Origin of the sequence: Campylobacter sp. 2014D-0259 (genome assembly GCF_008000505.1) — a bacterium.
Classification (GTDB): Bacteria; Campylobacterota; Campylobacteria; order Campylobacterales; family Campylobacteraceae; genus Campylobacter_D; species Campylobacter_D jejuni.
In genome coordinates this window covers 85,064-107,875 of the sequence record NZ_VOAQ01000024.1, presented here as the reverse complement: position 1 = coordinate 107,875, position 22,812 = coordinate 85,064, and the positions used below count along the sequence as shown (strand labels likewise).

The 22,812-nt window shown below is 30.6% G+C and carries 27 protein-coding genes and 1 pseudogene; 13 read left to right on the top strand and 15 right to left on the bottom strand.

Going from position 1 to position 22,812, the window contains the following annotated elements; translation table 11 throughout:
• Window position 1 precedes the first annotated feature (1 nt).
• Genes SR63_RS05170 through SR63_RS05150 form a run of 5 tightly spaced genes read left to right on the top strand, consistent with a single transcriptional unit; the run spans window position 2 to window position 3,484 of the window.
• On the top strand, window positions 2-763 hold the full coding sequence (locus tag SR63_RS05170; protein WP_002856328.1) for an ATP-binding protein: 762 nt from the start codon (window positions 2-4) through the stop codon (window positions 761-763).
• Window positions 760-1,446, top strand: a complete 687-nt coding sequence (locus SR63_RS05165) for an endonuclease III domain-containing protein (RefSeq protein ID WP_002866108.1) — start codon at window positions 760-762, stop codon at window positions 1,444-1,446. The genes SR63_RS05170 and SR63_RS05165 overlap by 4 nt, the downstream gene beginning before the upstream one ends.
• Entirely contained in the window at window positions 1,443-2,255 is an 813-nt protein-coding gene (gene thiD, locus SR63_RS05160) for a bifunctional hydroxymethylpyrimidine kinase/phosphomethylpyrimidine kinase (RefSeq protein ID WP_002877760.1), read from the top strand. Before SR63_RS05165 ends, thiD begins: the two co-directional genes overlap by 4 nt.
• Window positions 2,245-2,877, top strand: a complete 633-nt coding sequence (thiE, locus tag SR63_RS05155) for a thiamine phosphate synthase (RefSeq protein WP_002877759.1) — start codon at window positions 2,245-2,247, stop codon at window positions 2,875-2,877. The genes thiD and thiE overlap by 11 nt, the downstream gene beginning before the upstream one ends.
• A complete protein-coding gene (locus SR63_RS05150) occupies window positions 2,855-3,484 on the top strand; it encodes a uroporphyrinogen-III synthase (protein WP_002877758.1) in 630 nt (209 codons plus the stop codon). The genes thiE and SR63_RS05150 overlap by 23 nt, the downstream gene beginning before the upstream one ends.
• Here the strand turns inward: SR63_RS05150 and SR63_RS05145 are convergent.
• The 5 genes from SR63_RS05145 to fliW are packed head-to-tail and all read right to left on the bottom strand — an operon-like array spanning window position 3,481 to window position 6,008.
• Window positions 3,481-3,933, bottom strand: a complete 453-nt coding sequence (locus tag SR63_RS05145) for a hypothetical protein (RefSeq protein WP_002877757.1) — start codon at window positions 3,931-3,933, stop codon at window positions 3,481-3,483. The two genes, SR63_RS05150 and SR63_RS05145, sit on opposite strands and share 4 nt — an antisense overlap.
• Window positions 3,930-4,592 (bottom strand): hypothetical protein, encoded by a 663-nt coding sequence (locus tag SR63_RS05140; protein ID WP_002877751.1) that lies wholly within the window; start codon window positions 4,590-4,592, stop codon window positions 3,930-3,932. Before SR63_RS05140 ends, SR63_RS05145 begins: the two co-directional genes overlap by 4 nt.
• On the bottom strand, window positions 4,589-4,891 hold the full coding sequence (locus tag SR63_RS05135) for a hypothetical protein (RefSeq protein ID WP_002877750.1): 303 nt from the start codon (window positions 4,889-4,891) through the stop codon (window positions 4,589-4,591). Before SR63_RS05135 ends, SR63_RS05140 begins: the two co-directional genes overlap by 4 nt.
• Window positions 4,888-5,619 carry a pyrroline-5-carboxylate reductase gene (locus SR63_RS05130; protein WP_002855729.1) on the bottom strand — a complete coding sequence of 244 codons (732 nt, stop codon included), beginning with the start codon at window positions 5,617-5,619 and terminating at the stop codon, window positions 4,888-4,890. The genes SR63_RS05135 and SR63_RS05130 overlap by 4 nt, the downstream gene beginning before the upstream one ends.
• Window positions 5,619-6,008 (bottom strand): flagellar assembly protein FliW, encoded by a 390-nt coding sequence (gene fliW, locus SR63_RS05125; protein ID WP_002877749.1) that lies wholly within the window; start codon window positions 6,006-6,008, stop codon window positions 5,619-5,621. Before fliW ends, SR63_RS05130 begins: the two co-directional genes overlap by 1 nt.
• Before the next feature lie 160 nt (window positions 6,009-6,168).
• Here fliW and bamD point away from each other — a divergent pair, with 160 nt between their 5' ends.
• Window positions 6,169-6,816, top strand: coding sequence for an outer membrane protein assembly factor BamD (gene bamD, locus SR63_RS05120; protein ID WP_002877748.1), 648 nt, complete (start codon window positions 6,169-6,171; stop codon window positions 6,814-6,816).
• 16 nt (window positions 6,817-6,832) lie between these two features.
• Complete coding sequence (lon, locus tag SR63_RS05115; RefSeq protein ID WP_002868636.1) at window positions 6,833-9,208, top strand: endopeptidase La; 2,376 nt, start codon at window positions 6,833-6,835, stop codon at window positions 9,206-9,208.
• Between the two features lie 60 nt (window positions 9,209-9,268).
• On the opposite strand, the gene rpsR is transcribed toward lon, so the two are convergent.
• The 10 genes and pseudogenes from rpsR to SR63_RS05065 form a co-directional block, all read right to left on the bottom strand.
• Window positions 9,269-9,529 (bottom strand): 30S ribosomal protein S18, encoded by a 261-nt coding sequence (rpsR, locus tag SR63_RS05110; RefSeq protein WP_002853032.1) that lies wholly within the window; start codon window positions 9,527-9,529, stop codon window positions 9,269-9,271.
• Between the two features lie 10 nt (window positions 9,530-9,539).
• Window positions 9,540-10,091, bottom strand: a complete 552-nt coding sequence (locus tag SR63_RS05105; protein ID WP_002877747.1) for a single-stranded DNA-binding protein — start codon at window positions 10,089-10,091, stop codon at window positions 9,540-9,542.
• 8 nt (window positions 10,092-10,099) lie between these two features.
• Complete coding sequence (gene rpsF / locus SR63_RS05100) at window positions 10,100-10,477, bottom strand: 30S ribosomal protein S6 (RefSeq protein ID WP_002812868.1); 378 nt, start codon at window positions 10,475-10,477, stop codon at window positions 10,100-10,102.
• An 86-nt stretch (window positions 10,478-10,563) separates the two neighbouring features.
• A pseudogene (locus tag SR63_RS05095) lies at window positions 10,564-11,429 on the bottom strand (VirK family antimicrobial peptide resistance protein).
• Window positions 11,422-12,528 carry an RIP metalloprotease RseP gene (rseP, locus tag SR63_RS05090; protein WP_002877745.1) on the bottom strand — a complete coding sequence of 369 codons (1,107 nt, stop codon included), beginning with the start codon at window positions 12,526-12,528 and terminating at the stop codon, window positions 11,422-11,424. Before rseP ends, SR63_RS05095 begins: the two are co-directional and overlap by 8 nt.
• Entirely contained in the window at window positions 12,525-13,061 is a 537-nt protein-coding gene (gene pgsA, locus SR63_RS05085) for a CDP-diacylglycerol--glycerol-3-phosphate 3-phosphatidyltransferase (protein WP_002877743.1), read from the bottom strand. Before pgsA ends, rseP begins: the two co-directional genes overlap by 4 nt.
• A gap of 124 nt (window positions 13,062-13,185) precedes the next feature.
• Window positions 13,186-13,791, bottom strand: a complete 606-nt coding sequence (locus SR63_RS05080; RefSeq protein ID WP_002877740.1) for an NAD(P)H-dependent oxidoreductase — start codon at window positions 13,789-13,791, stop codon at window positions 13,186-13,188.
• On the bottom strand, window positions 13,791-14,411 hold the full coding sequence (locus SR63_RS05075) for an NAD(P)H-dependent oxidoreductase (RefSeq protein ID WP_014517039.1): 621 nt from the start codon (window positions 14,409-14,411) through the stop codon (window positions 13,791-13,793). Before SR63_RS05075 ends, SR63_RS05080 begins: the two co-directional genes overlap by 1 nt.
• Window positions 14,412-14,475: 64 nt before the next feature.
• Window positions 14,476-14,901, bottom strand: a complete 426-nt coding sequence (locus SR63_RS05070; protein ID WP_002777060.1) for a GNAT family N-acetyltransferase — start codon at window positions 14,899-14,901, stop codon at window positions 14,476-14,478.
• A gap of 11 nt (window positions 14,902-14,912) precedes the next feature.
• Entirely contained in the window at window positions 14,913-16,001 is a 1,089-nt protein-coding gene (locus SR63_RS05065) for a CinA family protein (RefSeq protein ID WP_147498391.1), read from the bottom strand.
• A gap of 98 nt (window positions 16,002-16,099) precedes the next feature.
• On the opposite strand from SR63_RS05065, the gene ileS reads away from it, so the two are divergent.
• Genes ileS through SR63_RS05035 form a run of 6 tightly spaced genes read left to right on the top strand, consistent with a single transcriptional unit; the run spans window position 16,100 to window position 22,727 of the window.
• A complete protein-coding gene (gene ileS / locus SR63_RS05060; RefSeq protein WP_002866092.1) occupies window positions 16,100-18,853 on the top strand; it encodes an isoleucine--tRNA ligase in 2,754 nt (917 codons plus the stop codon).
• Entirely contained in the window at window positions 18,847-18,957 is a 111-nt protein-coding gene (locus SR63_RS05055; RefSeq protein WP_002869114.1) for a membrane protein, read from the top strand. Before ileS ends, SR63_RS05055 begins: the two co-directional genes overlap by 7 nt.
• On the top strand, window positions 18,954-20,315 hold the full coding sequence (gene gatA / locus SR63_RS05050) for an Asp-tRNA(Asn)/Glu-tRNA(Gln) amidotransferase subunit GatA (RefSeq protein WP_002861786.1): 1,362 nt from the start codon (window positions 18,954-18,956) through the stop codon (window positions 20,313-20,315). The genes SR63_RS05055 and gatA overlap by 4 nt, the downstream gene beginning before the upstream one ends.
• A gap of 9 nt (window positions 20,316-20,324) precedes the next feature.
• Window positions 20,325-21,782, top strand: a complete 1,458-nt coding sequence (gene guaB, locus SR63_RS05045) for an IMP dehydrogenase (RefSeq protein WP_002856408.1) — start codon at window positions 20,325-20,327, stop codon at window positions 21,780-21,782.
• Window positions 21,779-21,952: an exodeoxyribonuclease VII small subunit gene (xseB, locus tag SR63_RS05040; RefSeq protein WP_002853034.1), complete on the top strand. Its 174-nt coding sequence runs from the start codon at window positions 21,779-21,781 to the stop codon at window positions 21,950-21,952. The genes guaB and xseB overlap by 4 nt, the downstream gene beginning before the upstream one ends.
• Window positions 21,945-22,727 carry a carbon-nitrogen hydrolase family protein gene (locus SR63_RS05035; protein WP_002866089.1) on the top strand — a complete coding sequence of 261 codons (783 nt, stop codon included), beginning with the start codon at window positions 21,945-21,947 and terminating at the stop codon, window positions 22,725-22,727. Before xseB ends, SR63_RS05035 begins: the two co-directional genes overlap by 8 nt.
• Window positions 22,728-22,812: the final 85 nt, after the last annotated feature.

Genomic DNA, 22,812 nt, shown 5'->3' with positions numbered 1-22,812 from the left:
AATGGATTGGAATAAAACTTATGCAGCAATTTATAGAGCAAGAAAAGACTATTTAAAGCCTATTTTTGAAATCGATCCTATCACTTTAAAAGATTTAGTAGGTATGGAAAGTCAAAAAAAAGCACTTTATGAAAATACTTTAAATTTCATTCAAGATAAGGGAGCAAATCACGCACTTTTATGGGGATCTAAGGGCACTGGAAAATCAAGTTTAATTAAAGCTATATTTAACGAATTTAAAGATCAGGGCTTAAGACTTGTCGAATTAAATAAAGAAGATTTATTTGCCTTAGTAGATATCATCGATGAAATCAGATTAGAAAATTTTAAATTTATACTTTTTTGTGATGATTTTTCTTTTGAGAAAGGAGATGATAGTTATAAATTTTTAAAACCTTTACTCGAGGGAAGCATAGAAAAAGCCCCAAATAATGTAATTATTTATGCGAGTTCAAATCGTAGGCATTTATTAAGTGAAAGCATTGCTGATAATCTTGATACGCAAATTGCACATACAGAACTTCATTTAAGCGATGCTGCTGAAGAAAGATTAAGTTTGAGTGATAGATTTGGTTTGTGGTTAAGTTTTTATCAGGGAAATTTAGAAGAGTATTTAAAGATGATAGATTTTTATTTTAAAGATTATTCTTGTGATAAAGAGCTTTTACACGCTAAAGCTAAAGAATTTGCTACTCTAAGAGCAAGCAGAAGTGGTCGTACTGCAAAGCAATTTTATTTGGCTTTTAAGGAGAATTTTAAATGACTGGAGTGCAAATTTTTACCAAGCTTTTAAATTTGGATTTAAATTATTATGATTTTGATTGGCTTGAAAATCAAGGATTGAGTGAATTTGAGCTTTTAATTTCTGTGATTTTAACTCAAAATACAAATTGGAAAAATGTCTTAAAAGCTTTAGAAAATTTAAAAAAAGAAAATATTACAAGTTTAGAACAAATCAATACTTTATCCAATTTAGAACTTGCAACTTTAATTAAGCCTAGCGGATTTTATAATACCAAAGCCAAGCGTTTAAAAGGCTTAGTAGAAAGTATCATAAACACTTATGAAAATTTAGAAAATTTTAAAACAAATGTAAGCAGAGAATGGCTTTTAAATATCAAAGGTTTGGGTTTTGAAAGTGTTGATGGGATATTAAATTATCTTTGCAAAAGAGAGATTTTGGTTGTAGATAGTTATAGTTTGCGTTTGGCTTTTCACTTAGGCTATGAGTTTGAAAATTATGAAGAATTAAGAGAATTTTTTCAAAGTGGTATAGAGGGTGAGCAAGAAAATTTGTGTAAAATTTTAGGGAGAAAATGCGAACTTTACGAACTTTATCAAATTTTTCATGCTTTGATTGTAGCTTTTGCAAAACAGAGTTTTAAAGGACAAAAATTAAGCCCTAAGGGTGAAGAATGGATCAAAATTTTAAAGGAAGATTTATGAAAGCAAAAGGAAGCGAACTTATACCTGTTTTAACTATAGCAGGGAGTGATTGTAGTGGTGGAGCAGGGATACAAGCCGATCTTAAAACCTTTAGTGCGCACAATCTTTTTGGCATGAGTGTGGTTTTAAGTGTAGTAGCTGAAAATACCTCAAGGGTGATTTCTGTACACGATATACCTACTCAAAGCGTAGATGAACAAATGCTTGCTGTGTTTGAAGATATAGTGCCAAAGGCAACTAAAATCGGAATGATAGGTTCTTGTGAATTAATGAGCTGTGTAGCTAAAAATTTAAGCGAGTTTAAACCTCAAAATGTAGTGATCGATCCTGTAATGTTTGCTAAAAATGGCTATGCTTTAATGCCGCAAGAAAATTGTGATTTTTTCAAACAAACCATAGTAAAATTTGCAGACATTCTTACGCCTAATATTCCTGAAGCAGAGTTTTTATGTGGTTTTAAGATCGCTAATGAAGAGCAGATGATAAAAGCAGCTAAGCATTTATGCAGCTTGGGGGCTAAGGCAGTTTTGCTTAAAGGCGGACATAGTGAAACAAATGCCAATGATGTGCTTTATAATGGAAAAGAAATTTATATTTTAAAAGGCGAACGCATAGAAACTAAAAATACTCACGGTACAGGTTGTACGCTTTCTTCGGCTATTGCTAGTAATTTAGCTAAAGGCAAGGATTTGTTTCATGCTGTTAGTGAAGCTAAAGAATATGTAAGAAATGCGATTTATTATTCACTCAATCTTGGAAAAGGTTGTGGTCCTACAAATCATTTTTTCAAGTTTTTAGATGAAAAATAAATTAGATCTTAGTCTTTATTTAGTTGCTTCTCAGGGAAATAAAAGCGAGGAGTGTTTTTTAAATACTTTAGAAAATGCTATAAAAGGCGGAGTAAGTATCATACAACTTCGTGAAAAAGAGCTTAATGCAAGAGAATTTTATAAACTAGGCTTAAAGGTGCAAAAACTTTGCAAGGCTTATAAAATACCTTTTTTGATTAACGATAGAGTGGACATAGCTTTAGCCTTAGATGCTGATGGGGTGCATTTAGGACAGGAAGATTTAGAAGTAAAACTAGCTAGAAAGCTTTTAGGAGATGAAAAAATCATAGGCTTAAGCCTTAAAAAGCTAGAACAACTTGAGTTCATACAAGGAGCAAATTATTTAGGTTGTGGAGCCATTAAGGTAACACCTACTAAAGAAAGTTCGCTTTTAAGCCTTGAGCTTTTAAGTCAAATTTGTGATAAAAGTCCTATAGGGGTTGTAGCCATAGGAGGGGTTGATAAAGCAGTGCTTGATGAGTTAAAGGGTATAAATTTAAGTGGTGTAGCTGTGGTTAGGGCGATCATGGATGCTAAAGATGCTTTTTTGGCAGCTAAAGAGCTAAAGTGTAAAATCTATGAAAATTTACCTCTTAAATGAAACTCCTTTTAAAGGGGTGGAAAATCTTATTTTAAATGAGATTGTTTTTTATGATTTTAGTATAGATTTGAGTTTGTATGATGCTTTAATCTGTACTTCAAAAAATGCTTTAAAAGCTTTACAACATGCAAAAATCACTTTAAATTTCAAACTCAATTTATACGCTGTAGGACAAAGTACAGCTCAATACGCTAAAAATTTAGGTTTTAAAAAGATTAAAATTCCATCAAAGGCTTACGGAAAAGATCTTTTTCTTGAATTTAAAGAGGAGTTAAAAACGCAAAAATGTTTGTATTTAAGGGCTAAAAATATTGTTTCAACTTTAAATTTGGATCTTAAAAATGCAGGTATGGATTTAGATGAAGTGATTGTTTATGAAAATGTTTTTAAAAAAGGTAACAAAAAACTTACTCATCCTGCTATTTTTATATTTACCTCTCCTTTAAGTGTAGAAAATTTTTTAAAATTTTATAGCTTAAAAGAAGAAGATAAGGTTGTAGTTATAGGACAAAGCACAGCAAAGAAGCTTTTAAATTTTAAAAATCTTTATATATGCGAAAATCAAAGTCTTTTAGAGTGTGTTAAGCTTGCTAAGACTTTGGTTTAATTTTTTAAATTCCAAAAATTTTCTTTGGGATAAATGATAATGCTTTTTGTGAGTAAAATTTCATCATTGACATTTTTATCACGATTTAAAGCAATGCTAATGTGGACTATAATAACACCATCTTTGTTTAAATTTGCATCGGGATTGAAGTTGGAAAATTTAAAATTAACACATTGTGCAATAGGATAAAAGTATTTTATTTTAATCAAAGCTTTTGCGTAATTAAAATATATATTATCTAAACATTCTTTATTTTCTTGCTTTGCTTGATATAAAAAATATTTAGAAAATTGTGTTGCATTGTGACTTAAAATTTGAGCTTGAAGGTAGTAATAACTATCTTGGATTATTTTTGGAGTGTAGCTAGATATGTTTAAGGTCAAGCTCATCCATAGACTTATTAGTAGTATTAAAAAAATTGTCCAAATTAAAACATAAGCTTTTTTCATAGTAAAATTCTTTTTTCAAGGCAATATTTTGTTTGTCTTTTTAGGCAAATTTTTAATTTATTGTTTTGCAGGTTAAATGAGCTTATGTTTTTAGAAATTAATCCTTGTTGGTTTAATTGTTCATTAAATTTTGGCTTCATTTCATATATAAGTTCTTCATTTTGCAATTTGATAACTAATTGAGCTTGCAAAGGAATAAAACTACCTGTAAAATTTGTAGATATACCATTTTCTAAGATGGATATTTTTTCAATCTTATTAATTTTATAAGCATAGCTAATATGCTCATTGTCATTATATAAATCTTTTCTATTTTGGAGTTGTGTTTTAAAATCAGAATGAGGTGAATAAAGTGTATGATTATTTTCTAAAATAAGAGCAGAATTAATAAGATAAAGTTTATTATCTTTTAGGCTAATTAACTCATCTTTTAAAAGACATTTTAATGTATTTTGTGAAAATGTAATATTAATACAATTTTGTATTAATTTTTCTATTTTAAGCAAGTTTAAATGTGCTTGAGTGATAAGATTATTTGTATGCAAAGCAGTGAAATTTAAATGATAAAAATCCATTAAAGATTTTGAAAGTAAGCTAGTTATAAAAGTAAAAAGTATTAGTGATATTATAAGTTCAAAAAGTGTAAAAGCTTTGCTCATTCTTTAAAATAAACACTATAATTTTGATCTTGAAAGTATAATTTTTGAAATTGAAATATACCATCATTAATAAACTGTTCTTGTAAAACTATAGGTTTTAAGGCTGAAGTTTGAAGTATGATGGTTTTAAAAATGGGCTTTTCATATAATTCTTCTTGAAGTTTATAGAGTCTTTCAAAAATATTTAAATTTTCATAGTTTTTGTAAAGTTGAGTATAGTGATAAAAAATGCCAATGAAAATTAAAGATATGATCGTTATAGCACTAATACTTTCTATAAGTATGAAAGCCTTTTTCATTTAGCGCTGCTAGCATTTATGGCTTCAAAAAAACTTCCGCGAATTCCTTTTTGTTCGAGTATTTTTATGCCTTTTATTGTAACTCCGCCAGGGGAGCAAATATTTTCTTTGATGATAGCTGGATGTTCATGTTCTAGTAAAGCACTAGAGCTTTTAAATAAAGAGCGCGTAAGATTGAGACTAAGTTCTTTTGACAAACCTTCATAAACTCCAGCATTAGCAATACTTTCTGCTATAAGTGCTAAAAAAGCAGGAGCGCAGCCGCTAATCGCCATAGCTGCATTCATTTGTATTTCATTATCTAATTTATAAGCCGAGCCAAAAGTTTTTAAAATGTCTAAAATTTCATTTTCAAAATGAGAGTTTTTAAGTATATATGGTGTAGTTGAAGCCTTATATTTAGCTGCTGTATTAGGCATTATTCTAACATAATTTTGAGCTTTGATGGTTTGTAGTTTTTCAAAATCAACATTAGCTAAAACAGAGATTAAGATGCGTGCTTGTCCTTTTAGCATTTGGGCAATATTTTCTAAAGCATAAGGTTTGAAAGCCAAAATAACATCTTTACCTTCTATGTTAAAATCTTTGTAAAGTAAGGTTTTAAAGCCTTCTTTGGTGAGGGCTTGAAGTTTTTCTATACTTCTTCCTACTATACAAATTTCATAATCATCTTTTAATCCATAGGCTAAGGCTGTTGCCATAGCTCCATTTGCAAGTATATAGAGCATTATTTTTTAATATAATTAGCAATTTGATCAGCTTGAAAAAAGTCCGGATAATTAACTGTATCTAGTATCACTTGTACCATAGTATTATTATCAAGATTAATGACTACTGGAGCTAGAAAATTCACTGTCGATTCTTCAATGCTTTTTGCTATGGCTACTATATTAAAAATTTTCATATTAGATTCAGGTGTTAAAGAAAGAAGCTCTTGATAATAAGTTGGTATATCAAATTCATAATCAGGTCTAATCAAATAAGGATTAATTAAAACAAAAGAAAAGTCTTTACCATTAAGACTTTTAAGTCTTACAAATACTTCATCGATAGTTGAAAATTCCATATTTTTGGTTTCTTCAAAACCTAAGATAGGGCATTTAACAGCTAGGGTCATGTTTTCTCCTCAAGTTATAATGTTTAATATTTTAACATAAAATAAGCAATAATCATTCCAAAATTTTAAATTATTTAATTAATTTTATTATAATTTTAGAAGAACATAATTATAAAATCGTTAAAATATAGATTTTTGAGAATATAAATCAAGGTGAAGTATGAAAAAAGGTATTTTTTTATTGGTTTTTTTAAGTGTTTTTTTTAATGCGTGTAGTACAAAAAATGATGAAGGTTTATACAATCTTAGTGCTAGTGAGTGGTATAAGCAAATTATTAAAGATTTACAGGACAAGGATTTGGAAAAAGCCGATGATCATTATAATGGTATGGCAAGTGAGCACGTTGCCGATCCTTTATTGGAAACTACTTTAATTATTTTAGCACAAGCTCATATGGATGAAGAGGAATATAAGTTAGCTGAATTTTATTTAGATGAATATAATAAAAAATTTGGAAATTCGCGCAATGCTGATTATATTCGTTATCTTAAAATTAAAGCAAAATTTGATGCATTTGCAGTGCCAAATCGTAATCAGGCTTTAATGCTTGAAAGCCAAAAAGAAATAGATACTTTTTTGAAAGATTATCCTTATACAGAATATGAACCTTTGGTTCAAACAATGCTTACAAAATTTAATTTAGCGGTTTTTTATCTTAATAGTACTATAGAAAATCTATACCAGCGCATAGGGCATGATGAAAGTGCGCAAATTTATAAACAAAGACTTCAAGAAAGTGAATTTTATCAGCAAAGTATTATCAAACCTGAGCTTCCTTGGTATAGAAGTATATTTGAAAGATTTTAATAAACAAGGAAAATAAATGCAGATTGAAGAGATACAAAATTATCCAGCAAATTTACCAGTATTGGTTGAAGATGAATTATTTTTATATCCTTTTATGATAACTCCTATTTTTATTAACGATTCATCCAATATGAAAGCTTTAGATCTTGCGATTAAAAATGATAGTATGCTTTTTGTTGCACCTTCAAAGTTGGAAAATGGAAGAAATTTTGATGAAATTTATAATTGTGGAGTGATTGGGACTATCATGCGAAAAGTTCCTTTACCCGATGGAAGGGTGAAAATACTTTTTCAAGGATATGCTAAGGGTAAAATTATAGAGCAAATTTCTAATAAACCTTTAGAAGCCAAGATAGAACTTATAAAAGAAGACTTTTTAGAAGGAACTAAAAAAGAAGCGCTTCTTGAAGTTTTAAAAGAGAAGGTAAAAAATTTGGCAAATATTAGTCATTATTTTTCTCCAGATCTTTTAAGAACAATTGAAGAAGGTTTTGATGCGTCTAGGATTTGTGATTTGATTTTAAATACTGTGCGTATTAAAAAACAAGTTGCTTATGAGTTTTTTGTTTTAACAGATCTTGAGCAAAAATTAGTAAAATTAATAGATTTAATTGCCCAAGAAATAGAAGCCAATAAAATTCAAAAAGAAATTAAAAATAAAGTACATTCTCGTATTGATAAGGTAAATAAAGAATATTTTTTAAAAGAACAATTAAGACAAATTCAAAAAGAGCTTGGTTCTGATACACAAAAAGAAGATGAGGTTAGAGAGTATCAAAAGCGTCTGGAGTTAAAGAAGAAATTTATGCACGAAGACGCTTATAAAGAAATCAAAAAGCAAATTGAAAAATTCGAACGCATTCATCAAGATAATTCCGAAGCATCGATGATTCAAACTTACATAGAAACAGCATTAGATATTCCTTTTGAAAAAATTTCTAAGAAAAAACTTGATATTAAAGAAGTTTCAAAACAGCTCAACCATGATCATTATGCATTAAATAAACCAAAAGAACGCATAGAAGAATATTTTGCAGTTAGGGAACTTTTAGAAAAAAGAAAAATAGCAGAAAAAGATGGTGCTAAAGTTATACTTTGTCTTTATGGACCTCCTGGCGTGGGTAAAACTTCACTGGCAAATTCTGTTTCAAAAGCTTTAAAAAGAGAGCTTATTCGCATAGCCTTAGGCGGACTTGAAGATGTTAATGAGCTACGTGGTCATCGTAGAACTTATATAGGCGCTATGCCTGGACGTATTACCCAAGGACTCATAGAAGCAAAACAAATTAATCCTGTAATTGTATTGGATGAAATTGATAAATTAAATCGCAGTTTTAGAGGCGATCCAAGTGCGGTGCTTTTAGAAATTTTAGACCCAGAGCAAAATTCTAAATTTAGGGATTATTATTTAAATTTTAATATTGATTTAAGTAAAGTCATTTTTATAGCAACGGCAAATGATATTAGCAATATTCCTGCACCTTTAAGAGATAGAATGGAATTTATAGAACTTAGCTCTTATACTCCAAGTGAAAAATTTCATATAATGAAAAAATATTTAATTCCAGATGAGCTTAAAAAACATGGCTTAAAATCCAATGAATTATCTATTGATGATGAAACTATAGAGTTAATCATTAGTGATTATACTCGTGAATCAGGAGTCAGAAATTTGCGTCGCAAAGTGGCAGAGTTGTGTCGTAAGAGTGCTAAAAAACTACTTTTAGAAAATATTAAAAAAGTCATTATTAATACAAAAAATTTGAATGAATTTTTAGATAAAAAAGTTTTTGAAATAGAAAAAAATAATGGAGAAAATCAAGTAGGTCAGGTTAATGGTTTGGCTTGGACAAGTGTAGGTGGAGATGTTTTAAAAGTAGAGGCTGTAAAAATTAAAGGTAAAGGAGAATTAACGCTCACGGGAAGTTTGGGTGATGTAATGAAAGAATCAGCTAGAATTGCTTTTAGCATGATAAAAGTTTTAATCGATGAAGGAAAAATAAAAATACCTAAAAAAATAATTATCGATCCTAAAGTTAATGTTTATGATAGTTATAATATTCATATACATGTGCCAGATGGAGCTACTCCAAAAGATGGCCCAAGTGCGGGCATTACGATAAGCACAGCCATTGCTTCTATTTTTAGTGATAAAAAGGTTAAAGCAGATGTTGCAATGACAGGTGAAATAGATTTAAAAGGAAAAGTTTTACCAATAGGCGGATTAAAAGAAAAATTAATTGCAGCTTATAAGGCAGATATAAAAACAGCTTTAATCCCAAGAAAAAATTACGAAAGGGATTTAAAAGATATTCCTAGTGAGGTTAGAGACAATATGGAAATCATTGCTGTTGATACTTTTAGTGATGTCTTAGAATATACTTTGGTTTAATTTTATTTTGAGAATAAATGTATAAGAAAGCAAACTTTTTACAAGTTTGCTTTTAAAAGATTATAGTCCTTCAAAAGGATTGTTGATTACTTCTTTTCTATCCACTATATAAGGGATAAGAGCTACATGTCTTGCGCGTTTGATTGCAACTTCTACCATTTCTTGGTATTTTTTGCTTGTGCCTGTTAAACGGCGTGGCATGATTTTAAATCTTTCAGATAAAGCATGTTTTAACATTGCTGTATCTTTATAATCAATAAATTCAACTTTTGCTTCAGTGTATTTGCAATATTTGCGAGAGTATTTTCTTTTTTCTGCCATAGTTTATCCTTTAAAATGGTAAATTAGTATCATCGCTATCATAAGCATCGATATCAATTTCTTTTAATTTTTCTTCGTGTTGTGGGTTTTGGTTTCTTTGTGGAGCGGGGTTTGTTTTTGCTTTATTAAAATTTTGATTTTCACTCATATAAGGATCATAGCTTTGATTTTCATAGTTTCCACTATAATTGTTGTTTGAAAAGCTATTATTGCCAAAATTTCCGCCTTGTTGTGGAGCATTGGAATTGCCAAGCATTTCCATATTTTCAACTTGAATGCTATGTTTAGAGCGATTTTGTCCATTTTGATCACTCCATTGTTCAAATCTCAAACGTCCTTCTATGAGTACTTTTGAACCTTTTGTAAGGTATTGGTTTGCAACTTCTGCGGTGCGACCATAAAAGCTTATATCAATAAAGCAAGTTTCTTCTCTTTTTTCTCCATTTGTGGTAAATCTTCTTGTTACTGCTATAGCGGAAGCCCCAATAGCACTACCGCTTTGTGCATAACGCATTTCTATATCGCGTGTAAGATTTCCAACCAAAACAACTTTGTTAAACATCTTTTTCCTTATTGAATTTCAGGAGCATCTAAAGGTTTGATTTCTTTTTTAGATTGCTTAATCCCGTGGCTTAGTTTTTCCCAAGCTGCAATTTCTTTTTTGTTTTCATATTTTACGATTAAAAATCTTATTACTTCTTCAGTGATTCTTAACACCCTTTCAAGCTCAGCGATCAAGTTTGTAGGAGCTTTGAAATAAATCACAAAATAAGTTCCTCTTTCGTATTTTTTGATTTTATACGCTAATTTTCTAGTGCCCATTGGAACAACAGTTTCAATTTCTGCACCATTTTTGGTTAGGACTTCTTTAACGAATTCCAACTTCGCATTCACTTCCTCTTCGGTAAGTGTTGGTTTTAAGATAAATAAAACCTCATAATGTTTCATCTTTTCTCCTTATGGATATTAAAGCCCATTTTTATGAGCAAGGATTTTGCATAAAGCAAGACTAAATTATATCAAAATATACTTAATTAGTCTTGAATATCCAATGTCTTATCTAAATTTACTTTGATTTCTTCAAGCATGGCAAAACGTTTTTTATACATGGAGCGTTTTTGTGAAGGGATTTCTTCTAGGTTTTTTTGCGAGTGGTGGAGTTTATAGTATTTGTGTTTATCGATTTTTATTAATTCTCCACCATTTTCTAGCCAAATTTTTTGATAATCTACAAAATATCCTTTTTCTTTTCCTTTTTGAGAACGGATTTGATTTTTTTCATGTATACCTAAAGTAGCTTGAAGTTTTAAAATTTCACAAAGCATCTTAGAGCATTCTATAAGTAAAGCAACAGGGCGCAAACCATGACATTTTTTAGTTAAAATTTTATTAATTTCTAAAATATTAAAATCTTTGTATTTATATCCTTGTATGCAAGAAAGTAGAAGATTATTTTCTAAAGTAAAGCAAAAATTACATTGTGAGATAGTGTATTTTTTAAATTTTAAAGAAAAAGCCCAAAAACCTTCTTCGTAAACATTATGGTTATATCCTAAAAAAGCTCAAAATCTTCATCAAAAGAAAAAATCATTTGTTCTTCGGGAAGAAATTTAAAACAAGTAAGTCCCTTATCAACATCATAAATAAGTGTTTTAACGCGTTCATTTGCTTTAAAACTTTTATCGCAAAATCTTCTTATAGCATTGTAGCAAGCATAGGGTCTTTGAGAGAAAAAGTCTTTTAAATGTTTATTTTTTTCTTCATTAAGCGTTTTTTCTAGAAGCCTTACTTGAGGAAAATATAGAATTTTTCTTGCTTGAAAACGCAAATAGCGCCAAAAGATGATACTTTTTCTTCTATCAGTAAAATTTGGAATAGGGTAGGAAAATTTTTTATTCACCTATAATCCTTGATATATCATTATAAGTTGCAAAGAGCATTAAGCTTAAAAGTATTGCCATGCCTGTATAGCTTAAATATTCAAAAGCACGCTGTGGAACCTTGCGTCTAAAAATCATTTCATAAAGATTAAAAAGTATGTGCCCTCCATCAAGCATAGGAATAGGTAAAAGATTTAAAATGCCTAAATTTATAGAAATTAAAGCAGTGATAAATAAAAGCAAAGTAAAGCTATTTTGTGCAGCCTTTGAGGTAATTTCAGTCATGGTGATAATACCGCCTAAATTTTTTGCTTCAACTTCACCACTTATGAGTTTTATTATACCCTTGATGATGAGTGTAGAAGCTTGAAAACTTTCTTGTACGGCATATTTAAAACTTTCTAAACCTTGATGTTTTACAAGAGTGCTTGTACCATTTGGACTGACTCCAAGTTGAGGTTTTTCAATAATTTGCCCAAAGTCATTGTATCCTTGTCCTATTTTTGGAGTTAAAATAAATTCTAAATTTTTTCCTTCTCTATTGATTAATATTTTCAAAGGCTCTAAACTTAAATGCTTTGAAATTTCATCAAAGCTTTGAATTTTTACACCGTTAATTTCTAAGATAGTATCATTTTTTTGAAGTCCTATTTCTTGTGCAGCAGAGTTTGGCGCTATGTTTCCTATTTGCGGAGCAAGTTTGTTTAGACCTAAATTTCCTATGATAATATAAAGAAAAAAAGCTAAAATCAGATTAAAAAATGGTCCAGCAAAAAGAATATAAATCTTTTTTAAAGGACTTAAAATGCTATAGCTATCTTTGTCTAGATTTTCAAAACTAGGACGCATATCATCTTGTCCTTTAAGTTTAACATATCCTCCAAGTGGCAAAGCGCTTAAGCGATAGCTTGTGCCTTTAAATTCACGCTCTATAAGACTTTTTCCAAATCCTATGCTAAAGACTTCAACTTTTACACCCAAAGATCTTGCAGCTAAAAAATGTCCTAATTCGTGAAAGAAAATTAAAAATGAGATGACTAAAACAGTTGCTAAAAATTCAATAGAATAAAATTTAATTCCCAAAATCAAAATAACAATTAAAAGCAATAAAGATCTCATTTTTCTCCTTTTTTTTGAGCTTTTATATAAGTATAGATGTATTCAAATCCAGAATAAAGAGTTAAAATCAAAGCTATGTAAAGTAGAATTTCTCCGCCTATCCACTCCATGATTAAAAATCCTATCGCAGTCATTTGAAAAGCGGTTTTAAGTTTGCCTGCAAAAGAAGCATTGACATTTAAATTTTCGCTAATCATCACAACTCTAAAACCTGTGATAAAAAATTCCCTTACTAATATAATATAAATTACCCATTCATTAGCTTTTCCTGTAAGCAAAAGTCCTAAAAAAGCTGCTAAAACAAGCATTTTATCAGCTAATGGATCTAAGATTCCACCCAGTTTTGTAGTTTGTTTCCAAGTTCTTGCGATGTATCCATCAAAAAAATCACTTAAAGCTGCTAATGAAAAAGTTAAGGCAGCAAAATAGTTAATCCAACTTTGATGAATATTTTCAAATTTATAAATTAGTAAAAAAAATAATAAAGGTGCTAAAACCATTCTAAAAATCGCCAAGATATTGGGTAAATTCATAACAAGCCTTGTGAAATTAAATGTAAAATTATAATCAAAATTGTATAAAATTTAAGCAAAGACTTAGTAAAAATACAAAAAAGAATCAGTTTATTTTTATTTAAATTTTGCTTAAAAGCAAAATTTAAATAAATTTTACAACTTCATCAAAACTAAAACGATTTTTTTGAGGATTTTTTTCATCGTTGCAATATCCTAAAGCCACCACCAAGCTTGATCTTTCTTTTTGAATATCAAGTGATAAATAAGAATCAAGCTTTTCTTTATCAAAACCACCTATAGTGCAGCTTGCTATATTTAAAGCATTAGCACTGTAAAGTATGCTAGCTAGAGCTATATGAGCTTGTTCTCTTGCATAAGATATTTTTTGTTCTTGATTTAGAGATTTTAAAAAAGGCATATAAGTATCTAAGCGTTTTTGAATTTCTGTTTCACTCATATCTCTTTTTCTAAGTTTTTCTTCAAAATAATCCAAAAAATCAAGTCTTGAAATGATGATAATTAATGCAGCACAATCTTTTACATGTTTTTGTTGATTGCAAATTTTAGAAAGTTCTTCTTTTCTTTTCTCATCTTGCACTACTATAAATTTCCAAGGTTCCAGTCCTAAGGAACTGGGGCTTAATCTTGCTATTTCTAAAATAGAATTTAAATCCTCTTTATTGAGTTTTTCATTTTTAAAATTTCTACAAGAATATCTTGTGCTAAAAATTTCAAGTTCTTTTTTCATTATTTCTCCTTGTAAAATTCGACGACTTCATTAAAATTTAAGCGTTGAGTAGAATATTTTGGTTCGTGGGCTTTATATCCTAAGGATAAAATTACAGCAGTTTCAAAAGGATAAGTTAAATGAAGAAAATTATCAACCCTAGCTTTTTCAAAGCCACCTATCATACAAGAATCAATACCTAAGCTCATTGCAGCTAGCGACATTTGCATCATAGCAAGATAGCATTGAAGTTGTGCGTAATGATAGAGTTCATTATCATTCATTGCATTGGTTTTATGGGTGTAAATTTTTAAAATTTTTTGAAAATTTTCTTCGCTAGAACCTGAGAAACGACGCACTTGTTTTTGTGCAAATTCATCTTTGCTTTGAAGATCTTTTCTTGCTAGAAAAATAATATTATGACTCGCACTTGCTACATTTTGTTGATTGTAACATAGAGTTGAGAGTTTAAGATTGTGTTCTTTTTGTTCTAATACTACAAATTTCCAAGGCTCAAATCCATGTGAGCTTGGGGCTAAGACTCCACTTTCTAAGATAAAATGCAAATCCTTTTCATTGATTTTTTTATCATTAAAAAGTTTACAAGCTCTGCGTTTTGAAATTAGTTCTTTAAAATTCATTTTATTCCTTAAAATCAAAAAATAATAATATTAATTATAAAATGCAAAGCTTAATCAAAAAATATTATAGTTTGATATTTTTCTTAAAAACAAAACCGGATTTTTCAAAACCCATTTTTTGGATATAAAATTCATGAGCTTGTGTTCTAAAAAAACTTGAACTTAGTTCTAATTCTTCATATCCTTGATCTTTTGCCCAAATTTGGATTTTTTTCAAAAAAGCTTGACCTATACCTTTTCCTCTTAAAGCTTCATCTACGACAAAATCACAAATATAAAGACAATGATTATGATAAAGTACATTAAAGGGCATGACTCCACAAGCTGCTTTGTAGCTTCCCTCATTTTCATAGGCAAAAAGTTTATAATGTTGAGTTTGTGTAGCAAGTTGGATTTTGTCTAAAAAATCTTTCAAAGATAGGTTATTTCTTAATTGTTTTATCAAGGGATAAATTTTTTCCAAGTCTTCTTTTAGCTTAATTTCTTTCATTTTTAAATCCCTTAAATTTCAAAAATCTCAGGTTTTAATTTTAAAAGTAGGCAAAAAGTTGCCAAAACAGCTTGTTCTTGCATAAATTCACGATCTCCATCTAAATAAAGCGTTTCTTGGATAAAAGTTCCATCTCTAAACATTGCACCTATATAAATAGTGCCTGATTTTATTTTTCCCTCATCTTTTTCGCCAACTACTCCGCTAATAGCTAAGGCAAAATCAGGATTAGCTGTTTTAAAAATACCTTTTAGCATAAAATAAACACAACGTTCACTGTATTCGCCATTATTTTCTAAGACGCTTTCGCTAATTCCAAGCCATTCGTGTTTGATGCGGTTGGAATAACTTATAATAGATCCTTCAAAAATTTCACTTACACCTGAAATTTTGGTTAAGGTGCTTGCACAAAGTCCACCTGTGCAACTTTCAGCAAAAGAAATTTTTAATTTTTTTTCTAAAAGTTTAGAGCTTATAAAATGTATAGGATCTTTACCTAAAAATACCTTTTGTCCAAAAAGATTTTTTACGCTATTTAAAAAACCATCAAGTTTTCCAAAATTAGCGCAAGCGGCCTTAATAAGCACAAGATTATCTAAAAGCTTGGTTGATTTTATACTTATCTCATAAGATTTTGTTAGGGTTTGCAGTAGCAATATAGCGCTTTCATCATCCATGCCAAAAATGCAAAAATATGCAAAATTTAATTTTATATGCCCAAGAAGATTGGGTAATTTTTCGCTTGGATTTATTTTAACGACATTGATTTTTGAATTTGAAAAATTACACACAAAGCTATTTTTACTAAATTCTGCTTTATCTGGAACCAAGGTATCATCTTTTAAGATAAGATTATCATCATTTAAAGTTGCTAAAATTTTAGCAACAGTCGCATAATGCAAAGGGCTTGTAAATAAAGTGATAAAATCATACTGATTTAAGAGATTTTCAAGCAAAAAGGGTAAATCTTTATCGGTTTTATTTTGTATGCGAATTTCGTTGATTTCTTTAAATTTTTCTTCATAAGTTCTATAAATATAATTTTTGAATTTTTCGTTTATAGTAAGCTCATCTCCTATAAGATAAAGCAAATGTTTCATAAATTTTCCTTTTTTTCTTATAATTATAGCCAAAAACAAAGTAGAAATTAAAGCTAATTTGAGTAGAATTTAAGATTATTAAAAATTAGGTGGAAAAAATGGACTACAAAGAAACTCTACTTTTGCCCAGCACTACTTTTGCTATGCGGGCGAATTTAGCGGAACTTGAACCGCAAAGATTTAAAAAATGGTTTGAGCAAAATTATGCTTATGAAAAAATGAAAGAAAATCGCAAAAATGCGAAAAAAAGTTTTACCTTACACGATGGCCCCCCTTATGCTAACGGACATATCCATATAGGACATGCTTTAAATAAAATTTTAAAAGAAACTATTATCAAAACGCATTATTTTAAAGGTGAAAGTGTGCGTTTTACTCCAGGGTGGGATTGTCATGGTTTACCTATAGAACAACAAGTAGAAGTAAAGCTTGGAGAAAAGAAAAAAAGCTTAAGCAAGAAAGAAATTCGTGAGTTTTGCAGACAACATGCGAGTGAATTTGTAGATATCCAAAGAGAAGAATTTAAAAATTTAGGCATTATTGCGGATTGGGATAAGCCTTATTTGACTATGAAATTTGAGTTTGAAGCAGCGATTTATAGAACTTTATGCGAGATTGCTAAAAAAGGCTTACTTTGTGAGCGTTCTAAACCTGTTTTTTGGAGTTGGGCGGCAAAGTCAGCTTTAGCGGAAGCTGAAGTAGAGTATCAAGATAAAGAAGATTATTCTATCTTTGTGGCTTTTGATTTAGATGTAAAAGCTTGCGAAAAATTAGGCGTTTCAAAAGCAAGCGCAGTGATATGGACAACTACGCCTTGGACTTTGGTGGCTAATCAAGCTATAGCTTTAAATCCTAATGAAAATTATGTGATCACTAAAGAAGGTTTGATTTTTGCAAGTGCTTTACTTAAAAGTATGGTAGAAAAAGGACTTACAAGTGGAGAAATTCAAAAAGAACTCAACGCAAAAGAATTTGAAAAACTTGAAGCTATCAATCCTTTAAATGGAAGAAAATCTGTTTTAATCATGGGTGAGCATGTATTGATGGATGGTGGAAGTGGGCTTGTGCATACTGCACCAGGACATGGCGAAGATGATTACTATGCTTGTTTGAAATACGGTATTGAAGTTTTAATGCCTGTTGATGATGGTGGATGTTATGATGAAACTTTAAGAGCTAAAGAGCTTTTGCCTTCTCATTTGCTTGAAGAGTTTATAGGTCTTCATATTTTTAAGGCCAATGAAAAAATTTTAGAACTTTTAGGCGAAAAACTTTTACATTCTTCTAAATTTATACACTCTTATCCATTTTGTTGGAGAACGCATAAGCCTGTGATTTATAGAGCTACTAAACAATGGTTTATTTTAATGGATGAGCCAAAACTTCAAGGAAAAACTTTAAGAGAGTGTGCAAAAGAACAACTTTTAAAAACAACCTTTTATCCGCAAAGTGGGGTAAAAAGAATAGGTTCTATGGTGGAAAATCGCCCAGATTGGTGTATTTCAAGACAAAGGGACTGGGGAACGCCTATAGCCTTTTTTAGAGATAAAAACACTAAAGAAGTCATTTTTGATGATGAGCTTTTTGACTTTGTAGCGGCTATTTTTGAAAAACACGGCGCTGATGCGTGGTGGGAGTTTGAAATCAAAGATTTAATTCCTACAAATTCAAAATACAAAGCTGAAAATTTAGAAAAAGTATATGATATCTTAGATGTTTGGTTTGATAGCGGAAGTACTTTTAATGCAGTTTTAAATAGCGGACTTTATGACGCAGGAGAAAAAAGAGCAAGTATGTATTTAGAAGGAAGCGATCAGCATCGTGGTTGGTTTCAAAGCTCTTTGCTTGTAGGTACAGCGATCAATGAAAGCGCACCTTATGAAAGCATTTTAACTCATGGTTTTACCACCGATGAAAAAGGGCAAAAAATGTCTAAATCTAAAGGCAATGTGATCGCTCCTGAATATGTAGCAAAAACCTATGGAGTTGAAATTTTAAGACTTTGGATACTTTTAAGTGATTATTCAAGTGATTTAAAAATTTCAGACAATATCTTAAAACAAGTGGGTGAACAATACCGCAAAATAAGAAACACTATAAGATTTTTACTTGCTAATACCAATGATTTAAAAGATTTAGAAGTTAAAGAATTTAGTTTTATTGATAAATGGATATTAAGTCGTGCAACCAAAGTTTTTAAAGCAAGTAAAGAGGCATTTTTTGCTTATGAATTTGCTAAAGGTTTTAGTTTGCTTTTAAATTTTTTAAGTGCGGATTTAAGTGGGATTTATCTTGATATCAGTAAAGATAGGCTTTATTGCGATAGTGAAAATGCCCAAAGAAGAAAATCCGCTCAAGTGGCTATGGCTTTGATAGCAAAAGAGCTTTTAAATTTACTTGCTCCAAATTTAAGCTATAGTGTAGATGAGGCTTTAGAACATGCTAATGTTTTAATCAAAGGCGATGCAAAAGATGTATTTGATCTAAGTTTAACTCAGGATTTTGATTATGATTTTGGTATAGATGATACATTTTTAATGAGTGCTAGAGAGAAATTTTTTGAACAGATTGATATACTTAAAAAAGATAAAATCATTAAATCTACTTTGGAATTAAATTTAAACATCAGTTTTAATAAATTCCCAAATGAGGAATTAGCCGATTGGTTTATGGTAAGTCAAATCAGCAATGAAAATGAAGAAATTTTGGCTGAATTTGAAGTAGAGAATGAGAAATTTAAAATCACCAAAGCTTCACTTTGTAAATGCCCAAGATGTTGGAAACTTCAAAGTAAAGATGAAGAAACACCTTGTTTAAGATGTGAAGAAGTTTTAAAAGGGATTCAATGCTAGAAAATCCTATTCCAAATAGCATTATCATCACAACTATAGCGGTGGTTTTGGCTTTTAGTGCTTTAGCAGTATTTTTGATCAAAAAAACAAAGGAAAATAAATGATAACTTTAAAAGAAGCTTTAAAATACTCCAAAGAAGAACTTGAAAATTTAAAAAAAGAACTCAATGAAAAAGCAAAAAAAGAAAAAAAAATAGGTGCTTATATCGAACAATTTTTAGATAAAGACTTAAGTGTTTCAGGTGAAGGTGTGCCTGTAGCTATAAAAGATAATATCAGCGTAAAGGGCTGGGAGCTTACTAGTGCGAGTAAGATTTTACAAGGTTATATCGCTCCTTATGATGCAAGTGTGATTGTTAATTTAAAAGCTAATGGTTTTTCTCCTTTTGGGCGTTGCAATATGGATGAATTTGCTATGGGAAGTTCAACAGCGAGTTCTTATTATGGCAAAACTTTAAATCCTTTAAATTTTGAGCGTGTGCCAGGTGGTTCAAGTGGTGGAAGTGCTGCTGCGGTAGCGGGTGGCTTGGCTTTGGCAAGTTTGGGTTCTGATACAGGAGGATCTGTACGTCAGCCTGCAGCTTTTTGTGGTTGCGTAGGATTTAAACCGAGTTATGGAAGAGTGAGTCGCTATGGCTTAGCTTCTTATTCTTCAAGTTTGGATCAAATTGGGGTTTTAACGCAAAATGTAGAAGATGCGGCAATTTTATATGATGCGATCGCAGGATATGATAAAATGGATAGCACGAGTGCAAATATCGAGTTTATCAAAACCGCTCCAAATTTAAATGCAAATAAAAAATTAAAAATTGCAGTGATTGAAAATTATGTCAATGATGCAGATAGTGAAGTAAAAAACGCACTTTTAAAAACCATAGATATGTTAAAAGCTAATGGACATGAGATTGTATATAAAAATTTGCTTGATTCTAAGTTTGATATCGCAGCGTATTATATCATCGCAACAGCTGAAGCAAGTGCAAATTTAAGTCGTTATGATGGGGTGCGTTATGGCAAGCGTTCTGAAAATATCCAAAATTTAAAAGAAATGTATGTAAATACACGCAGCGAAGGTTTTGGAGAAGAAGTAAAAAGAAGAATTTTGTTAGGAACTTTTGTTTTAAGCAGTGGATATTATGATGCGTATTATATTAAAGCACAAAAAGCTAGAGCTTTTATTAAGGCAAAATATGAAGAAATTTTGCAAGATTGTGATCTTATTTTTATGCCTGTAACGCCTACAACGGCTTTTAAATTTGATACTCAAAAAAGCCCTATGCAAACTTATTTAGAAGATGTTTATACTATCTCTGTAAATTTAGCAGGACTTGGAGGCATTAGTGTGCCTGTTGCAAAAGATAAAGAAGAGCTTAATATATCAGCACAACTGATTTGCAAAGCTTATGATGAACAAACCTTGTTAGATGGGGCTTTAAGTTTAGAACAAATGATTAAACATTAAGGATGAAAGATGAAAATTGTAAAAAGAGCTTTAACTTTTGAAGATGTATTATTGCGTCCTGGGTATTCTGAAGTTTTACCTAAGGAAGTAAAAATTCACACTAAATTAACAAAAAATATCACTTTAAATATGCCTTTAATCTCTGCGGCTATGGATACAGTTACTGAACACAGGGCTGCTATTATGATGGCAAGACTTGGAGGGCTTGGAGTGATTCATAAAAACATGGATATAGCCTCACAGGTTAGAGAAGTAAAAAGAGTGAAAAAAAGCGAAAGCGGGGTGATTATCGATCCTATTTTTGTAAGTCCTAAGGCAAGTGTTGCGGAAGCTTTAGAAATTATGGCAGAGTATAGAATTTCAGGTGTTCCTGTAGTAGATGAAGATAAGAAACTAATAGGCATACTTACCAATCGTGATTTAAGATTTGAGAGTGATTTTTCAAATTTGGTTGAAAATGTTATGACTAAAATGCCTTTAATTACTGCTCCAAAGGGTTGTACTTTAGATGATGCGGAAAAAATTTTCAGCACCAACAAAGTAGAAAAACTTCCTATAGTTGATGAACAAGGACGCTTGGAAGGACTTATCACTATAAAAGATCTTAAAAAACGCAAAGAATATCCTGATGCCAATAAAGATAATTTTGGAAGATTACGCGTGGGTGCGGCTATAGGAGTAGGGCAAATGGATCGTGTGAATGCTTTAGTTGAAGCAGGCGTTGATGTTGTTGTGCTTGATTCTGCGCATGGGCATTCCAAGGGTATTATTGATACAGTAAAAGCAATTAAGGCTAAATATCCAAATTTAGATCTTATCGCAGGAAATATCGCCACTGCAGCTGCAGCAAAAGCACTTTGTGAAGCAGGAGTAGATGCGGTTAAAGTAGGTATTGGGCCAGGAAGTATTTGTACTACACGTATTGTTTCAGGTGTGGGCGTGCCTCAAATTTCAGCCATTGATGAGTGCGTGGAAGAAGCAAATAAATTTGGCGTTCCTGTGATAGCTGATGGCGGGATTAAATATTCAGGTGATATCGCAAAAGCTTTAGCTGTAGGTGCGAGTTCTGTTATGATAGGATCGCTTTTAGCTGGAACGGATGAGAGTCCAGGAGAGCTTTTTACTTATCAAGGAAGACAATATAAGTCTTATCGTGGTATGGGCTCACTTGGGGCTATGCAAAAGGGAAGTTCGGATAGATATTTTCAGCAAGGTACTGCTCAAGATAAACTCGTTCCTGAAGGTATAGAAGGGCGTGTTCCTTATGTGGGAAGTATAAGAAGCGTGGTGCACCAACTTTTAGGAGGTTTGCGTTCTTCTATGGGTTATGTTGGGGCTAAAGATATAGAAGATTTTCAAAAAAGAGCTGAATTTGTTGAAATTACTACCGCAGGGCTTAAAGAAAGTCATGTACATGATGTTACTATCACTCATGAAGCACCAAATTACAAGGTCAATCATCAATGAGTTTTGAAGAAAATTTAAAACACGCTAATGAATCTTTGGAAAAATTAAACAATCAAGAGCTTGCCTTAGATGAAAGTGTAAAAATTTACAAAGAGGGTTTAGAAAGTATCAAAAAAGCAAGACTTGAGCTTGAAAAAGCAAAATTAGAAGTGGAGCAAATCGATGAGTAAAATAGCGGCTTTACAGTTTCCAACTTTAGCTTTAAGTGAATCAAGGCTTGATTATTATCTTAAAGCTTCAAAAGACAATGGAGCAAATTTGGTAGTTTTGGGCGAATATGTGATCAATAGTTTTTTTACAGAACTTTTGCATATGCCAAAAAATATGATAAAAGAGCAAAGTGAAGCTAAAAAAGAAAGCTTGATTAAACTTGCTAAAAAATACGAATTAGAAATCATCGCTCCTTATGTAAGCGTTGAAGCTAAAAGTTATAAAAAACTTTGCTTAAAAGTTACTCCAAATGGTGTTAAAAGTTATGAACAGCAAATTTTAATGCCTTATGAACATTGGAATGAAGAAAAATTTTTCAGCAACAAAACTTCATCAGAGTTAAAAATTTTTACTTTTAATTATGAAAAATTAAAATGTGCTTTACTTTTTGGTTTTGAGGCGCATTTTGATATTTTTTGGCAGCAGATTATGACGAAAAAAATTGATTTGGTTATCGTTCCTAGTGCTTGTACCTTTGAAAGTAAACAAAGATGGGAAGAACTTTTAAAAACAAGAGCTTTTTTAAATTCTACAAGCATTTTAAGAGTAAATCGCATAGGCAAAACAAAAGATGAGTGGAATTTTTACGGCGATACTTTGTTTATCAATGCTTTTGGCGAGATAGAAAGTAAATTAGGTTCTGAAGAAGAAATGCTTATCATAGAGCCTAAAAAAAGTGATGAAGCAAGAAAACTTTGGGGTTTTGAAAAGATAATAAAAGAATTTAAAAATTAAATTTATACTTATAGATTTATAAGTTTATAAAAGTTATCTAGAGCTGATAGAAGCTAAGGTTTATATTTTCTTTTTAGTAAAAAAG

Bases quoted from the DNA above. Each gene is read 5' to 3' on its own strand.
- rpsR (WP_002853032.1), bottom strand. From the start codon at position 9,529: ATGGCAGAAAAAAGAAAATACTCTCGCAAATATTGCAAATACACTGAA.
- bamD (WP_002877748.1), top strand. From the start codon at position 6,169: ATGAAAAAAGGTATTTTTTTATTGGTTTTTTTAAGTGTTTTTTTTAAT.
- guaB (WP_002856408.1), top strand. From the start codon at position 20,325: ATGAAAATTGTAAAAAGAGCTTTAACTTTTGAAGATGTATTATTGCGT.
- SR63_RS05070 (WP_002777060.1), bottom strand. From the start codon at position 14,901: ATGAAAGAAATTAAGCTAAAAGAAGACTTGGAAAAAATTTATCCCTTG.
- SR63_RS05145 (WP_002877757.1), bottom strand. From the start codon at position 3,933: ATGAAAAAAGCTTATGTTTTAATTTGGACAATTTTTTTAATACTACTA.
- SR63_RS05035 (WP_002866089.1), top strand. From the start codon at position 21,945: ATGAGTAAAATAGCGGCTTTACAGTTTCCAACTTTAGCTTTAAGTGAA.
- SR63_RS05130 (WP_002855729.1), bottom strand. From the start codon at position 5,619: ATGCTCTATATACTTGCAAATGGAGCTATGGCAACAGCCTTAGCCTAT.
- SR63_RS05135 (WP_002877750.1), bottom strand. From the start codon at position 4,891: ATGAAAAAGGCTTTCATACTTATAGAAAGTATTAGTGCTATAACGATC.
- SR63_RS05105 (WP_002877747.1), bottom strand. From the start codon at position 10,091: ATGTTTAACAAAGTTGTTTTGGTTGGAAATCTTACACGCGATATAGAA.
- gatA (WP_002861786.1), top strand. From the start codon at position 18,954: ATGATAACTTTAAAAGAAGCTTTAAAATACTCCAAAGAAGAACTTGAA.
- SR63_RS05080 (WP_002877740.1), bottom strand. From the start codon at position 13,791: ATGAAAAAAGAACTTGAAATTTTTAGCACAAGATATTCTTGTAGAAAT.
- ileS (WP_002866092.1), top strand. From the start codon at position 16,100: ATGGACTACAAAGAAACTCTACTTTTGCCCAGCACTACTTTTGCTATG.
- SR63_RS05055 (WP_002869114.1), top strand. From the start codon at position 18,847: ATGCTAGAAAATCCTATTCCAAATAGCATTATCATCACAACTATAGCG.
- SR63_RS05150 (WP_002877758.1), top strand. From the start codon at position 2,855: ATGAAAATTTACCTCTTAAATGAAACTCCTTTTAAAGGGGTGGAAAAT.
- SR63_RS05170 (WP_002856328.1), top strand. From the start codon at position 2: ATGGATTGGAATAAAACTTATGCAGCAATTTATAGAGCAAGAAAAGAC.
- rseP (WP_002877745.1), bottom strand. From the start codon at position 12,528: ATGAGATCTTTATTGCTTTTAATTGTTATTTTGATTTTGGGAATTAAA.
- SR63_RS05075 (WP_014517039.1), bottom strand. From the start codon at position 14,411: ATGAATTTTAAAGAACTAATTTCAAAACGCAGAGCTTGTAAACTTTTT.
- thiD (WP_002877760.1), top strand. From the start codon at position 1,443: ATGAAAGCAAAAGGAAGCGAACTTATACCTGTTTTAACTATAGCAGGG.
- SR63_RS05065 (WP_147498391.1), bottom strand. From the start codon at position 16,001: ATGAAACATTTGCTTTATCTTATAGGAGATGAGCTTACTATAAACGAA.
- pgsA (WP_002877743.1), bottom strand. From the start codon at position 13,061: ATGAATTTACCCAATATCTTGGCGATTTTTAGAATGGTTTTAGCACCT.
- thiE (WP_002877759.1), top strand. From the start codon at position 2,245: ATGAAAAATAAATTAGATCTTAGTCTTTATTTAGTTGCTTCTCAGGGA.
- lon (WP_002868636.1), top strand. From the start codon at position 6,833: ATGCAGATTGAAGAGATACAAAATTATCCAGCAAATTTACCAGTATTG.
- fliW (WP_002877749.1), bottom strand. From the start codon at position 6,008: ATGACCCTAGCTGTTAAATGCCCTATCTTAGGTTTTGAAGAAACCAAA.
- SR63_RS05140 (WP_002877751.1), bottom strand. From the start codon at position 4,592: ATGAGCAAAGCTTTTACACTTTTTGAACTTATAATATCACTAATACTT.
- rpsF (WP_002812868.1), bottom strand. From the start codon at position 10,477: ATGAAACATTATGAGGTTTTATTTATCTTAAAACCAACACTTACCGAA.
- SR63_RS05165 (WP_002866108.1), top strand. From the start codon at position 760: ATGACTGGAGTGCAAATTTTTACCAAGCTTTTAAATTTGGATTTAAAT.
- xseB (WP_002853034.1), top strand. From the start codon at position 21,779: ATGAGTTTTGAAGAAAATTTAAAACACGCTAATGAATCTTTGGAAAAA.